The organism is Bradyrhizobium sp. PUT101, from assembly GCF_052043945.1.
GTDB lineage: Bacteria > Pseudomonadota > Alphaproteobacteria > Rhizobiales > Xanthobacteraceae > Bradyrhizobium.
This window is the reverse complement of record NZ_CP197207.1, coordinates 6,757,652-6,771,753: the sequence shown is the minus strand read 5'-3', so window position 1 is coordinate 6,771,753 and position 14,102 is coordinate 6,757,652. Positions and strand designations below refer to the sequence as shown.

General features: G+C 63.4%; 14 protein-coding genes. 9 read left to right on the top strand and 5 right to left on the bottom strand.

Annotated elements, in window-relative coordinates:
* Positions 1-8: 8 nt before the first annotated feature.
* Entirely contained in the window at positions 9-1,457 is a 1,449-nt protein-coding gene (locus ACSHT2_RS32260) for a cobyric acid synthase (protein WP_440638992.1), read from the top strand.
* Here ACSHT2_RS32260 and cobD read toward each other — a convergent pair.
* Together cobD and cbiB are read right to left on the bottom strand one after the other, a co-directional pair.
* A complete protein-coding gene (gene cobD, locus ACSHT2_RS32255; protein ID WP_440638991.1) occupies positions 1,446-2,411 on the bottom strand; it encodes a threonine-phosphate decarboxylase CobD in 966 nt (321 codons plus the stop codon). The genes ACSHT2_RS32260 and cobD overlap by 12 nt on opposite strands.
* Positions 2,412-2,422: 11 nt before the next feature.
* The gene (gene cbiB / locus ACSHT2_RS32250) at positions 2,423-3,364 is read right to left on the bottom strand and encodes an adenosylcobinamide-phosphate synthase CbiB (RefSeq protein WP_440638990.1); all 942 of its coding nucleotides are present in this window, start codon (positions 3,362-3,364) and stop codon (positions 2,423-2,425) included.
* 126 nt (positions 3,365-3,490) lie between these two features.
* Between cbiB and cobU the strand changes: the two genes are divergently transcribed.
* The 5 genes from cobU to ACSHT2_RS32225 all read left to right on the top strand — a co-directional run bounded on the left by cobU (position 3,491) and on the right by ACSHT2_RS32225 (position 7,482).
* The gene (gene cobU / locus ACSHT2_RS32245; RefSeq protein WP_440638989.1) at positions 3,491-3,994 is read left to right on the top strand and encodes a bifunctional adenosylcobinamide kinase/adenosylcobinamide-phosphate guanylyltransferase; all 504 of its coding nucleotides are present in this window, start codon (positions 3,491-3,493) and stop codon (positions 3,992-3,994) included.
* Positions 3,991-4,773, top strand: a complete 783-nt coding sequence (cobS, locus tag ACSHT2_RS32240) for an adenosylcobinamide-GDP ribazoletransferase (RefSeq protein ID WP_440638987.1) — start codon at positions 3,991-3,993, stop codon at positions 4,771-4,773. Before cobU ends, cobS begins: the two co-directional genes overlap by 4 nt.
* 4 nt (positions 4,774-4,777) lie before the next feature.
* Positions 4,778-5,410 (top strand): 5,6-dimethylbenzimidazole synthase, encoded by a 633-nt coding sequence (bluB, locus tag ACSHT2_RS32235; RefSeq protein WP_440638986.1) that lies wholly within the window; start codon positions 4,778-4,780, stop codon positions 5,408-5,410.
* A gap of 421 nt (positions 5,411-5,831) precedes the next feature.
* A complete protein-coding gene (locus tag ACSHT2_RS32230) occupies positions 5,832-5,999 on the top strand; it encodes a Flp family type IVb pilin (RefSeq protein ID WP_319326005.1) in 168 nt (55 codons plus the stop codon).
* 493 nt (positions 6,000-6,492) lie between these two features.
* Complete coding sequence (locus ACSHT2_RS32225; RefSeq protein WP_440638985.1) at positions 6,493-7,482, top strand: phosphatase PAP2 family protein; 990 nt, start codon at positions 6,493-6,495, stop codon at positions 7,480-7,482.
* A gap of 108 nt (positions 7,483-7,590) precedes the next feature.
* On the opposite strand, the gene ACSHT2_RS32220 is transcribed toward ACSHT2_RS32225, so the two are convergent.
* Positions 7,591-8,502 carry a LysR family transcriptional regulator gene (locus tag ACSHT2_RS32220; RefSeq protein ID WP_440638984.1) on the bottom strand — a complete coding sequence of 304 codons (912 nt, stop codon included), beginning with the start codon at positions 8,500-8,502 and terminating at the stop codon, positions 7,591-7,593.
* A 129-nt stretch (positions 8,503-8,631) separates the two neighbouring features.
* Between ACSHT2_RS32220 and ACSHT2_RS32215 the strand changes: the two genes are divergently transcribed.
* Entirely contained in the window at positions 8,632-9,570 is a 939-nt protein-coding gene (locus ACSHT2_RS32215) for a ring-cleaving dioxygenase (RefSeq protein ID WP_440638983.1), read from the top strand.
* Positions 9,567-10,208 (top strand): alpha/beta hydrolase, encoded by a 642-nt coding sequence (locus ACSHT2_RS32210; protein WP_440638982.1) that lies wholly within the window; start codon positions 9,567-9,569, stop codon positions 10,206-10,208. The genes ACSHT2_RS32215 and ACSHT2_RS32210 overlap by 4 nt, the downstream gene beginning before the upstream one ends.
* 141 nt (positions 10,209-10,349) lie before the next feature.
* Here ACSHT2_RS32210 and ACSHT2_RS32205 read toward each other — a convergent pair whose 3' ends face one another.
* Positions 10,350-11,324 carry a magnesium transporter CorA family protein gene (locus ACSHT2_RS32205; RefSeq protein ID WP_440638980.1) on the bottom strand — a complete coding sequence of 325 codons (975 nt, stop codon included), beginning with the start codon at positions 11,322-11,324 and terminating at the stop codon, positions 10,350-10,352.
* A gap of 453 nt (positions 11,325-11,777) precedes the next feature.
* The gene (locus ACSHT2_RS32200) at positions 11,778-13,286 is read right to left on the bottom strand and encodes a tetratricopeptide repeat protein (protein WP_440638979.1); all 1,509 of its coding nucleotides are present in this window, start codon (positions 13,284-13,286) and stop codon (positions 11,778-11,780) included.
* A gap of 140 nt (positions 13,287-13,426) precedes the next feature.
* Here ACSHT2_RS32200 and ACSHT2_RS32195 point away from each other — a divergent pair, with 140 nt between their 5' ends.
* Positions 13,427-14,086 carry a DUF1003 domain-containing protein gene (locus ACSHT2_RS32195; protein ID WP_440638978.1) on the top strand — a complete coding sequence of 220 codons (660 nt, stop codon included), beginning with the start codon at positions 13,427-13,429 and terminating at the stop codon, positions 14,084-14,086.
* Positions 14,087-14,102: the final 16 nt, after the last annotated feature.

The following is a 14,102-nucleotide window of genomic DNA, read 5'->3' as shown; positions in this document are numbered from 1 at the left end:
CGTCGGCGATGACGCGCGCATTGATGATCCAGGGAGCCGGCTCGGACGTGGGCAAGTCGCTCATCGTCGCCGGCCTTGCGCGTGCCTTCACGCGGCGCGGCCTGCGCGTGCTGCCCTTCAAGCCGCAGAACATGTCGAACAACGCGGCCGTCACCGTCGATGGCGGCGAGATCGGCCGCGCCCAGGCGCTACAGGCGCTCGCCGCCGGCGTCGAGCCGCACACCGACATGAACCCGGTGCTGCTCAAGCCCGAGACCGATGTCGGCGCGCAGGTCATCGTTCACGGCAAACGCATCGCGACGGCGCGTGCGCGCGACTACGCCGCGATGAAGCCGTCGTTGATGGGCGCAGTGCTGGAGAGCTTCGAGCGGCTGAAGGCGCGCGCCGATCTCGTGCTGGTGGAAGGCGCCGGCAGCCCGGCCGAGGTGAACCTGCGCAAGGCCGACATCGCCAATATGGGTTTTGCACGCAAGGCCGACGTGCCGGTCGTGCTGGTCGGCGACATCGACCGCGGCGGCGTCATTGCCCAGCTCGTCGGCATCAGGGCGGTGATCGATCCCGAGGACGCCGCGATGATCCAGGGCTTTGTCATCAACAAATTCCGCGGCGATCCCACGTTGTTCGACGACGGCTACAGGCTGATCGAGGAAAAGACAGCCTGGCGCGGCTTCGGCGTGCTGCCCTGGTTCGCGCGTGCCGGCGAGCTGCCGGCCGAGGATGCGCTCGGCCTGCGCGATGCGCGCAAGCCGGGCCAATGCAAGATCGCCTGTCTCGCTCTGTCGCGGATCGCCAATTTCGATGATCTCGATCCGCTCAAGCTCGAGCCGGGCGTCGATCTCCTCATGGTGCGTCCGGGCGAAGCCATTCCCGGCGATGTCAGGCTCGTCATCATCCCGGGCTCGAAATCCACCCGCGGCGACCTCGCCTTCCTGCGCGCGCAGGGCTGGGACATCGATCTGCTCGCGCACCACCGCAGGGGCGGCCATGTGCTGGGCCTCTGCGGCGGCTACCAGATGCTCGGGCACAGCATCGCCGACCCCGACGGCATCGAGGGCCCTGCGGGCGAGACACCGGGCCTCGGACTTCTGGACGTGAAGACGGTGATGAGCCCGCAGAAGACGCTGACGCGGGTTGCGGCCGTGCACGCCGCCACCGAGCAGCCGATCGAAGCCTACGAAATCCATATCGGCCGCACCGACGGCCCCGATCGCGCCCGCCCGTTCGCGAAGCTGAATGGCGAGCCGGAAGGCGCGATCTCGCAGGATGGCCGCGTGCAAGGCAGCTATCTGCATGGCCTGTTCACGTCGGATGATTTCCGCAGGGCGTTCCTGGCCAGGCTCGACATTCCCGCAGGCGACGAGCCCTATCGCGCCAGGGTCGAAAGCGCGCTCGATGCCCTCGCCGATCATATCGAAACCCATCTCGACGTCGAAGGCCTGCTTGCGCTAGCGCGCTAGGACCTCGGCAAAGCGCGCCCATTCGTCTTCGCTGCCGGGAAGCCCGAGGCGCAGCCATGTCGGTTTCTGCGCAAAGACGCGCGACCAGATTTGGCGACGCGCAAGCTTCTCCTGTGCGGCACGCCCGTCAGGCGTTTCGTACAAGCGAAACAGCGGCGTGCCGCCGACAAGCCGCCAGCCTTGCGCCTGCGCCATGTCGTCGAGGCGGCCGCAGTCGCGCGCAAGCCGCGCGGACGTGGCCTCGGCCCAGGCCTGGTCACGCAAGGCGCGACAGCCGATCGCGATCGCCGCTCCCGAGACCGGCCATGGACCAGACATCGCCGCGAGCCTGGCGACGTCTGCGGCATTGCCGATCGCGAAGCCGAGGCGCAGGCCGGCAAGGCCATAGAACTTTCCGAAGGAGCGCAGGATCAAAAGTCCCGGCCGACCCGCTTCCGGAGCGAGCGACGACTGCGGAACGGCATCCGCAAAGCTCTCGTCGACGACGAGACGGCCGACGCGCGGCAGCATTGCCAGCAGATCCCTTGGCATATGATTCCGGCCGTCGGGATTGTTGGGATTGACGATGATGGCGAGATCCGCGCCCGCCAACGCGTCAAGCTCCGCGACCTCCCGGACATCCCAGCCTGCAGCCGACAGGACCCCTGCATATTCATTGTAGGTGGGCGCGAGGATGCGGGCGCGACCAGGCGGCGCCAGTTGCGGCAGCAATTGAATGGCGGCCTGCGCGCCGGTCATCGCAAGGACCGGTGCGCTGGTGCGGCAGGCCTGCTGCGCAGCCCGATGCAGCGCCTCGATCTCGGCACGCGACGGCAGCGCGCTCCAAGCATGCAAGCTCACCTCACCCACCGGATAAGGCAGCCGGTTGATCCCGGTCGACAGATCGATCCAGTCCTCCGCGCGTCCACCAAAACGCTGCTGGGCCTGATCCAGATTTCCACCGTGCTCGCGCATGCCCCGTTGTTTCACGCGAAAGCCAGGACCGCAAGCAGGCCGGCGAGCAGCAGCATGGCGCGACGGTACAGCGTCAGTGCCTCGTCGATGTCGGAGGCGCGCGGATCGCGCGCACCTTCGTTCAGCCAGGGCTCGTTCGTGACGCTGCCGTGATAGATGCGGGGGCCGCTGAGCCGCACACCGAGCCCGCCCGCCATGGCCGCTTCCGGCCAGCCGGCATTGGGCGAGCGATGACGGCGCGCATCCCGCGTCATGCACGACAGCGCCTCCGATCTTCGCGGTGCCAGCATCACGAAGAGAAATCCCGTCAGCCGCGCCGGAATGAAATTGGCGACATCGTCGATGCGCGCCGCCGCCCAGCCGAACGCTTCGTGCCGCTCGCTGCGATGGCCGATCATGGAATCGAGCGTGTTGACGGCCTTGTAGCCGAGGATTCCGGGCAAGCCGAACAGCGCGCCCCAGAACACGGGCGCCACGATGCCGTCAGAGGCGTTCTCCGCGAGGCTCTCGATCGCCGCGCGCGCGATGCCGGCTTCATCGAGCGCCGCTGGATCGCGGCCGACGATGCGGGACACCGCGTCGCGTGCAGCAGCGATGTCGCCATCCCGCAACGGGGCTGCGACGGCGGCCACATGATCATGCAACGAGCGCAGCGCGACCAGAGGCCAGGCCAGGATGCCCACCAGCATGATTTGAATCCAGCCTGAGGGAATCAAGGATTGAAGCCCCAAGCCGAGCGCGACCGCGAGCGCGATCACCGCGAGCGCGCCGGCAACGCCGGCAGCACGGCGCAACGCCGGCGGATCGGATGCGCGATTCCAGGCGGTGTCGATCGCGGCAATCAGCCAGCCCAGCCAGGTGACGGGATGTCCGATCCGCGCGAACAGCCACGACGGCCAGCCCAGAAGGGCATCCACCGCCATCGCCACTGCCATGGCCCCCGCAAATTCCACGCAAATCTCCCGTCTCGCTCCGCCCCTGTTGCGCAAGACGGCGGCCGAGCGCAAGCCCCTCGCCGCCTGATTTCGGCTTTGTCTTTGGGCGCGTTTGATGATTAGTGCTTGCGACAGGAGACCTTCATGGCCGTCATCTTGATCACCGGCGGAGCGCGATCGGGCAAGAGCACCCGGGCGGAAGCGCGCGCGCGCAGCTTTCCCGGCCAGCCCGTCTACATCGCAACCGCCGAGGCGCTCGATGGTGAAATGGAGCAACGCATCGCACGACATCGCGCGCGGCGCAGAACCGATTGGATCGAGCGCGAGGTCCCGCTCGATCTCGTGCCGTCGCTGCTCGCAACCGATGGCGGGGGCGCGAGGCTGGTGGACTGCCTGACGCTGTGGCTCTCCAACCTGATGCATGTGGCGCGCGACTGGGAGCACGAGGTGAATGCGCTTGCCGCCACCCTGCTCCGTCTCAAGAGCCCGGTCGTGCTCGTCACCAATGAGGTCGGCCTCGGCATCGTGCCCGACAACGCGCTGGCGCGAAGCTTCCGCGACGCCGCCGGGATCATGAATCAGATCATTGCCGATGTCGCCGACGAGGTCGAGTTCATCGTCGCCGGCCTGCCGATGAAGCTGAAATGATCCCGCGCGCCGAGCTCTTGCGAGAGGTCGTCGCCGATCTCAGAATCGCAGCGTCTTTCGTCACGATCCTGCCCGTCGCATCGTCGAAGCCCGCCGGCGACGGCGCGATCGCGCGCGCGACCTGGGCTCTGCCCGTCGCGGGATTGCTGGTCGGCCTTGCCGGCGCGTTGATCTACAAGATCTCCATTCGCTTCGGACTGACACCGAGCCTTGCCGCCCTGCTCGTGCTGGCGACGACCGCCTTCATCACCGGCGCGCTGCACGAGGACGGACTTGCCGACACCGCGGACGGACTCGGCGGCGGCCGAACGCGCGAGCGCAAGCTCGAGATCATGCGCGACAGCCGGATCGGGACCTATGGCGTCTGCGCACTGATCCTGTCGTTTGGACTGCGCTGGAGCGCCCTTGCGGCGATCGCCGATCCATGGGCCGTCACGCTCGCGCTGTGCGCTGCGCACACTGCTGCCCGCGCCGGCGTGCCGGCCTTCATGTCACTGGTCGCGCCGGCGCGGACTGATGGGTTGTCGGCCGGCGCCGGATCGCCGCCGGGCCGCAGCGTCGCCATTGCCTTCGCTGTTGGAACGCTCGCACTTGCCCTGGCGTTGGGGCCGGGCAAGGCGCTGGTCGGCCTGGTCCTGCTGTCGCTCGCCGGCCTGATGCTGGCGCGGCTTGCCATCCGGCAGATCGGCGGGCAGACCGGCGACATCCTCGGGGCGTACGAGCAGACTGGCGAGATCCTGATCCTGCTGGTCGCCGCGTCCTTCCAGATGGGACATTGACCTCATGGTCGAGTTCGACGACGCCTTCCGCCGGCACTTGCGCGAGCTGTTCGTGTGGCGCCGCGACGTGCGCCGCTTTCGCAGCGACCCATTGCCGGCCGGCGCCATCGATCGCCTGATCGAGACGGCCTGCCTTTCGCCCTCGGTCGGCCTCAGCCAGCCCTGGCGCTTCGTCACCGTCGACGACGACGCGCGGCGCCGGGCCGTGACCGACGATTTCAAGGCATGCAACGCCGACGCGTTGAATTGCTATTCCGGCGAGCGCGCCGCGCGCTATGCCACGCTGAAACTCTCGGGTCTCGAACAGGCCCCCGGTCACCTCGCCGTGTTCGCGGACAAGGCCAGCGACATCGGCCACGGCCTCGGTCGCGCGACCATGCCGGAGACAACCGAATATTCCGTGGTCTCCGCGATCACCGCGATGTGGCTCGCCGCGCGCGCCGAGGGCATCGGTCTCGGCTGGGTGTCGATCCTGAGCCCGGATCGGATCCACGCCATTCTCGACGTGCCCGGCTCCTGGAAATTCATCGCTTATCTCTGCATCGGCTATCCGGAGATCGAATGCGATCGGCCCGAGTTGGAGCAGGCGAAATGGGAGCACCGGCGCGGTGCGGACGAGTTCACGCTGCGGCGCTAAAGCATGATCCGGAAAAGTGCGCAGCGGTTTTCCGAAAAGATCATGCTTAGACAACAACCTAAAGCGCGATGACGATTCATCCTCATCGCATCGCGCTTTGGGATAGCACGACCGCTCGTCTGGGCGGCCTCATCGTCGGCTCGAGGCACAGCGTGGCTGGGTCGAAAGCGTCGACTTCCGCCCGAGCTCCCTTCGACCTTCGGCTCGCCGGACAAGACTGAAGACGGCCGTTCCCGACATACGATCTTGCGCAGCAGACGGCCGCGTTCCTAACCACGCGGCTTCCAGCAACCGTGTGAAACATTCGAGTTGGATTCAAATTAACGGTTCGGATTCAAGCCTCCTTAATTCCTTCACGAGTAGAAACAAGTTGTTACAACCGATTGTTACACGCTAACACAACAACTATAAGGAGACGAACTTGCATACGTTCAAGAGGTTCCTGGCTGACGAAAGCGGCGCTACGGCTATCGAATATGGCCTGATCGCAGCAGGCATTGCGCTTGCTATCATTGCTGCCGTCAAGAACACCGGCACGGCATTGAGCGGCGTATTCACGAGCGTCAACACCAAGCTGACTACGCCCTAACCTTCCCGAAAAGCGGGGCGGCCCAGCCTCCCAGCGCCGGACTGCCGGAGATCCGAGCTCCACGGACACTTTGGTAAGTCCAACGCCGCCCTGCTTCCCTCTTCAAAGCCAGCGTGCCCGTGCCACCCTCATCGGCGGCGGATATCGATCTGCCCGAAGTCACGCACTGGGACCAACTTGTCCTGCGGCAGGCCCATCGCGGCAGTCGGCTGCGTCCAGGGACCGGAGGTCGGGGTCGCCCGGCTTACCCATCATCGGCAGGTTGCGACCCGGAGCGGCCCCTGGGCGCCAAGCCGATCAGGGCGCACTTCTCCGCAGGAAGAGGCTTTCGGTTGAGGCGTGGAGCTGGGCCGCATCACTTTCAAGTAGTGCAGGTCATCATTCATTGACCTTCCTACAAAGGCAGCTTCTCGGCTGGCCGCGCATTAAGGATTCCTTTGTGGGGCGATAGGTAGCTCTCCACCTAAGCAACCTTAGGATGTGGAAATGAAAAATGCACGACCGGTCGAACACGGATGACCGATTGCTGTCCACCATTACGTGGCAGGCCACCTTGGCGATCGCTCTGTTGGCGGCGCTCTCGCTCAGCCTTGTGGGTTTAAGCTGCAACATTGAGGTGTCAGCCGAGACCCTCGTGTTGATGTCATTCTATGCGTTCTTCGCGATATATTTCAGTTTCGTTCGGCCGAATTCGAAGATCGCGCGCGTTCTCATCTGCTTTGGTCAGCTCGTTGTCGTAATCCTCATGGGAATCTTGCTGAGCTACGCCGCATCCACAGTGCAGCTGCCTTACCGCGACGCGCATCTCCACGCTATGGATCAATGGCTTGGATTCGATCGCGCTAGCTATCTCGCTGTCTTGAACAGGCACGATGCACTCCGCAACGTACTTTCCCTCGCCTACAACTCCATGATGTCGCAAAACATCTTGGTGTTGGCCGCCGCCATTCTGACCCGACGGCTTGACCGATTGCAGTTCTACATCATCGCATTTGCGGTTGCTGTAACGGCGACCGCCGCAATTGCATGCTTCATTCCGGCCGCAAACGCGATAATCTATCTGGACAAAGCTCCTACTGAACTATCAACCTTGCCGGGCGGCGGGCACAGCTATTTCCCTGTCCTCGAAGGGCTTCGCAACGGAACGCTACGCGTCATTGATTTTCGGGCCGTGGAGGGGCTGATCTCCTTCCCGAGCTTTCACACGGCCAATGCCATCTTGTTTGTTTGGGCTCTTTGGCCGATCCGTATCTTGCGCTTCTTTCTCGTTCCCCTGAATCTCCTTCTCATCGCCGGGACGCCACTCTGCGGCGCGCATTATGCCGTGGACGTCATTGGCGGCGCTGCTGTGGCATGCGGAGCCATTGCTGCAACGACTTGGCTCGTCCGGGCGCATTGCCGGAGCAACGACCTCGTGCAAGCTATTCCCTCACCGATTGATTGGAGGCCATTGCTGCACCCGATCGGGTTCCCACCCGACTAGGTACTGGACGATCAACGCCGGTCGAGCGCAAGCTGCTGCCCGAAGTCTACCAACCGGGCCAAGCAGACATCGGCCGGCTGGCCACTCGATGCGTTCAGGCCCCGCGTCTCAGCGCGTCCGCACCCCCGCTTCGTCCTCCCGGCCAAACCGCTCGACCAGAAAATCGATGAACAGCCGCACCTTCACCGACAGATGCCGCGTCGGCGGATAGACGGCGTACAGCGCGAGTGGCGGCGCAGAATAGTCCTGGAGCACGACGCGCAGCTCGCCTTTCCGCACGGCATCTGCTGCGATGAACTCAGGGAGCAGCGCGAGCCCCCTGCCCTTGATGGCGACGTCGCGCAGCACCTCGGCATTGTTGACGCAGAGCGACCAGGCCGGCTGGATCCAGTGATCGCCATCGGCGCCGGTGAGCTTCCACTGGTTGCCGGTGAGCAGGAAGCCGTAGGTCAGCGAAACATGTTCGCGCAGATCCTGCGGATGTCTGGGCGTGCCGTGGCGCGCGAGATAATCGGGCGAAGCGCAGACCATGCGCGCCACCGGCATGATCTTGCGCGCGATCAGGCTGGAGGATTCCAGCTCCGCGATCCGCAGCGTCACGTCGAAACCGTCCTGCACGGGGTCGAGCAGATCGTCGCTGAGCACGATCTGGAGCTGAAGCTCGCCATAGCGCGCCATGAAATCGGCGAGCACCGGTCCGAGCCGCATGGTGCCGAACGACATCGGCGCATTGACGCGCAACAGGCCGCGCGGCGCCGACTGCGCTTGCGCCACGGCCTGGTCGGCGGCCTCGATCTCCGAGAGGATCACGACCGCGCGCTCGAAATAGCGCTGGCCGTTCTCGGTCGGGCTGGCGTGACGCGTGGTCCGGTTCAACAGCTGGACCCCGAGGCTCTCCTCGAGGTCGGCGATGTATTTGCTGATCGCCGAGCGCGACAGCCGCAGCTGGCGGCCGGCTTCTGCAAAGCTCCCGCTTTCGACCACCTTCACGAAGGCCCGAAGGCTGCCGAGCTTATCCAAGGCCTCGTCCCGGCGATTGTTTCCAAATCGTAGACATAGCCGTCATAATTGCATGGATTGTCTCCAATCCAAAGCGGAACAATATTTCCAGCCAGAGCAAGACCGCTCCCCGAATCTTGGAGGACGACAATGTCTGGACTGCACCATGTCACCGCGATCGCCGGCGATCCCATCAGGAATTTCGGCTTCTACACCCGGGATCTCGGCCTGCGCTTCGTCAAGAAGACGGTCAATTTCGACGATCCCGGCACCTATCATTTCTACTATGGCGACGAGACCGGCCGCCCCGGCACCATCCTGACCTTCTTCCCCTGGGCGGGCGTCTCGGCCGGACGCCGCGGCGTCGGCGAAACCCATCAGACCGCCTTCCGCGTGCCGCAGCGCTCGCTCGGCTACTGGACGCAGCGCTTCACCGAGAAGGGCATTCGCTACGAAGCCCTGGAGAAGCGCTTCGGCGAGTCCGTGCTGCCGTTCACTGATCCAGATGGCATGGCCCTGGCTCTGGTCGGCATCCCCGGTGCCGAGAACGAGCCCGGCTGGAGCAACGGCGACGTGCCGGCCGAGCACGCCATCCGAGGTTTCCACGGCGTGACCTTGCTGCTGGACAGCGCGGCGAAGACGGCCGCCGTCCTCACCGACGTGTTCGGCTTCAAGGAGACCGGACGCGAAGGCTCGGTGATCCGCTTCAAGGCTTCAGGAGATGCCGAAGGCAGCGTCGTCGATATCTACGAGGCCAAAGGATTCCTGCGCGGGCATCAGGGCGGCGGCTCGGTGCACCACATCGCCTTCCGCGCGGCTGACGATGCCGAACAGGGCAAGATGGCGCAGAAGCTCGTCAGCAATCACGGCCTGCATCCGACCGAGCAGCGCGACCGCAACTACTTCCGGTCGATCTACTTCCGCGAACCCGGCGGCGTGCTGTTCGAGATCGCGACCGACATCCCCGGCTTCGCGGTCGACGAGCCCGTCGCGACGCTGGGGCGTGAGCTGAAGCTGCCGAGCTTCCTCGAACAGCATCGCAAGCAGATCGAGGACGTTCTGCCGAGCCTGGAAGAGACCGTGTCATGACCGCAAGTGCATTCATCCATCGTTTCGAGCCCGCGACCGGCGCGGGCTCCCCTCCTCTGCTGCTGTTGCACGGCACCGGCGGCGACGAGAACGACCTGCTCGGGCTCGGCAGGATGATCTCGCCCGGCTCCGCCCTGCTCTCGCCGCGCGGCCGCGTGCTCGAGCACGGTATGCCGCGCTTCTTCCGCCGGCTCGCCGAGGGCGTGTTCGACGAGGACGACGTCCGCCGTCGCGCGCACGAGCTCGGCGACTTCGTCGCGGAGGCGCGCCAGCGCTACGGCATCGCCGCGCCGGTCGCGGCCGGCTTCTCCAATGGCGCCAACATCGCGGCCGCGTTGTTGCTGCTGAAGCCGGACGTGCTCGCAGGCGCGATCCTGCTGCGCGCCATGGTGCCGCTGTCGGATCTGCCCGAGGCCAATCAGCTGAAGGCGCAGCTCGGCGGCAAGCCTGTTCTGCTGCTCTCCGGGCAGGCTGATCCGATCGTGCCGGCGAGCAATTCGGCACGGCTCGCGGCGCTGCTGTCGCAAGCAGGAGCGCGCGTGACCCACAAGGTCCTGCCGGCAGGCCATCAATTGTCGCAGGCCGACGTGACGCTGGCCCGCGACTGGATCGGCAACGTCGACGCCAAGGCCGCATGATCAAACAGCGGCGCATCGTTTTCGATCGGTGCGCCGCTGCTTAAAGCATGATCCGGAAAAGTGCGCAGCGGTTTTCCGAAAAGATCATGCTCAAACAATAACCTAAGGCGCGATGACGATTCGTCCTGATCTCATCGCGCTTTAGTCGAACCAGCCGCGCCGCTTGAACCAGATCAGCGGCAGCACGCCGCTGGCGATGATGGCGAGCCAGGCCAGCGGATAGCCGAAGGTCCAGTCCAGCTCGGGCATGTGCCTGAAATTCATGCCCCAGACGCCGACCAGGATCGTCGGCGGCACGCCGACGACGGACACGATCGTCAGGATCTTGAACAGCTCGTTCTGCTGGATGCTGATGAAGCCGAGCACCGCATCGAGCAGCAGCTGGATCTTGTCGGACAATCGCGTCTCGTAGTCGCTGAGCGAGACGACGTCCTTTGACACGGCCTCGAGGCGCTTCTTCGACGAAGCCGTGACCCACTCGCTGCCGACATCACCGGCAAACGAGGCGATGCGACCCACCCCAAGCAGAACATCGCGTGCCTTGGTGAGCCGGTCGGCCAGCTCGCCAACATTCTCCAGGGCCTCGCGCATCCTGCGGCTGGAGCGCACCGCACGCTGGGTGTGTACGAGCCCTCCCTTGAAAACACCCCGCGAAAGCTGATCGACCTTGGTACCGAGATGCTCCAGGACATCGGCACCGCGATCGATCATCGCCTCGAGCAGGCTGGCGAACACGCACATGCCGTTCTCCAGGCTATCGTCGGAGCCGATGCGCTTGCCGATGTCGTCGAAGATCGGCAGCCCTGCGAAGCGCACCGTCACCAGCACGCGCGGGCCGATGACGAATCCCACCGGCGTGATCTCGGCCTCGTTGTCCTCGGTGAGCCGAACCGCCGGCGAGCTGAGATAGAGCGTGCCGTGGTCGAAGATCAGGCGGCTCGACGCCTCGATCTCGCTGAGGGACTCTTGCGAGGGAATGCGGATACCGAGCAGTCGTTCGATGAACTGCTTTTCCTCGTCAGTCGCGTTCAGGAGATCGGCCCAGATGATCTCCGAGGGCATTTCCGCGCCGATGCCGTGCCAGTCGTCGGACGGCCACCTGTACAGCTTGAGCAAGAATCGTCTCCGCGACCGCATCGTCATGCCGGACGGTGCATCCGGCCGTCATCTGCCGACTAAGGCATGATGGTTCCAAACGTTCAATACCCTTGGGGTGACAGGAGGAGGACTCTTGGCGTGCAAAAGACGACATGGGCCGGAGCGGCTGCAGCGTTTGCCAAGGGCTGGGCGCCACTTATCTGTCTTGGCATGAGAGCCTGATGACGATTCCTTCCTTTGCGTCCATCGTCCTGGACTTTCTCATTTTCGCGCTCGGCCCTCTAAGACTCACCAGCATGGCGCGAACCTCGCCATAGGTCACGGTTAATGTCTGTCGGATCAAAGGCTGCCTTTGGCAGCGCGAATTACGCTGTTCGGCGCGCGTTCCGGAAACTGCCCCCGCCACGGGCCAGAAGGAGACTTAATTGCTGCTCTTGTCTGCCCGTAAACCAAGCCAAGTTTTCTATCGCCTCATTGCTCTCGAACGCCAGCTTTTCTGAGTCCTTCGACGATGTCGTCGTACTCACGACGAAACTGCGGATTGCTCGAACGTGCGTAGCCGATTTGCCGGAACCACTGGATCGTGAAGTCCGGTCGGATTGCACTCAATTCGACCAATACTTGCTGGGCCATTTCCAATTGGCCAGTGGCTCCATAAGCTGAAATCAAATCTACATACGGAAACCAGTCCAATTTATTCAAATTGATGGAGCGCCTGCATTCCTCAATACCTTCCTTGTATTGGCGCAGATGGACATGAGCATGACAGAGGAAAAAGCGCCAAGTGCCAGCGGACGGATCTTTGGGGCTTAGGCGCAAAGCAATCTGAATCGGAGAAAACGCTTCGCCCGCGCGTCCCGCCGTAATAAGTACGGCCCCCTTGGATGCATATGCGACGGGAGAATTAGGATCGATTTCCAAAGCTGCGTCGTATTCAGGTAAGGCTTCCTCAGGATTTCCGTAGTTCAAAATGTTTCCCTTGGCTACGTGCGCGGTTGCGGTCGCCGGGCGTTTTGCAAGAACTTGATCAACTAGCTTGATCGCCCTCCTTTTGTCCTCGACTACGGATGATGACCAACCGTAGATCACGTCATCCGCTATGCACAACGTCTTGCCGATCATTGCATCAACGTTGTCGGGATCCAAGCGCAGTGCGCTGTCAAACAAGTCGTTTGCCTCCGCATTGGTTAGCTTGGTCCGGGGGCCATAGCGCTTCGCCCAGCCGCGCATGCTGAAATCCGCAGCGTCTGGATTGGTTGGCCTGTCCATTTGGCTGCGCCGGCTTTCGGCCTGGATGAGTTCGACGTTGAGAGAGCGGGCGAGCCGAGCCGTGACCTGGTCCTGCAAGGCAGCAAGATTTATCCGATCGCCGTCAAAGCGGTCCGACCAGACGTCGCGACCAGTCGACAGGTCGGAAAGTGATACGTTCATACGGACCCGATCCCCGGCCCGCTGCACCGCGCCCTGTACCGCCCATCGGATACCAAGGTCCTTGCCGAGCGTCTTGAGATCGACCTGCCTATTCTTATAGGTGAAAGCCGTCCCGCGCCCGATCACGAATGTGTCGGGCATTTGCGCTAGGTCTGTCGTCAGATCGGTCGCAATGCCGTCGGCGAAATAGTCCTGCTCCGCATCGTTGTTGAGGTTTGCGAATGGCAGGACAACGAGGGACAAACGGGGAGCAACGTCGGGCCGGGCCGTAGCCTGTTTCTGCGTTTTTTGGCTTTCCGGAAACACGTCTGTGCGGAGCGTCTTCCAAACAGTCCAGTAGCCGACGAGGCCGCCCGCGATCGCACCGACGGCGGCAATCGAGGCGAGCGCGCCGCCGATCAACTGCAATCGTGCCCGCAAGCGAGTCCTTAGACTGCGGTCGGATGGCGGCTTCCCCGATTGCTCCTCATCAGATGCCGCTTTCTCCGGCTGCTCATTATCGGATGGCGGTTTGCCAGCTGGGCCGTTGGAGACTTCCAAGTTTGTCACCATTGCCTCCCCGCACGGGTCACACGCCCGGACCTCTAACACTAGCAGAATTGCACGGCTTCAGGTCGGTCAAGGCTTCTGACTCATTCGCGCTTTTTCTGAAGTTGTCGCCTCGACAATCGCCGGTCCACGAGGTCCGAATGGATGTCCGCACCGGGGCGGCCAGGAGCGGCCGTGGCGATGCGCAATTGCCATCTGACTGCAACTGGAGCGGGGAGCAACGAAGGGCGCTCACTCGCCTGGATCTCTCATTATCGGGGATGCAAATGAACAGCGAACAAAGCCACAGAATACACCTGAGTGTTGAGGACCAGCAGCGGTTGCAAGAACTTCGTGCGCAGAAGCCGGCACGCAACATACCCAGACCTGCCCTGACGCCGGGAGCGATGCTGGCTGACCGGGTTGCCGAAACGGTTGGCTCCTGGCGCTTCATCATCATCCAGAGCGTACTACTTGGCATCTGGATCGCTCTCAACATGATAGCGTTCATCAATCATTGGGACCCTTATCCCTTCATCTTGCTGAACCTGGTCCTTTCTTTCCAAGCAGCATATGCGGCGCCCATCATCATGATGAGCCAGAATCGTCAATCCGAGATTGACCGCAGACATGCGGAGCACGACTATCGAATAAATGTGAAAGCCGAGCTCGAAATCGAATTGTTGCACAACAAGGTTGACGCCCTGCGTGAGCAGGAGATCCTGCAGTTGCTCAACATCATTCAACGTTTGTCCGCTCACCTTGCGCCCGAGCTTGTTGCAGCTATCGAGGCCGAAGCCGTGCCGAGCAACCCTGGATGATCCTGCTTGCCGCGCA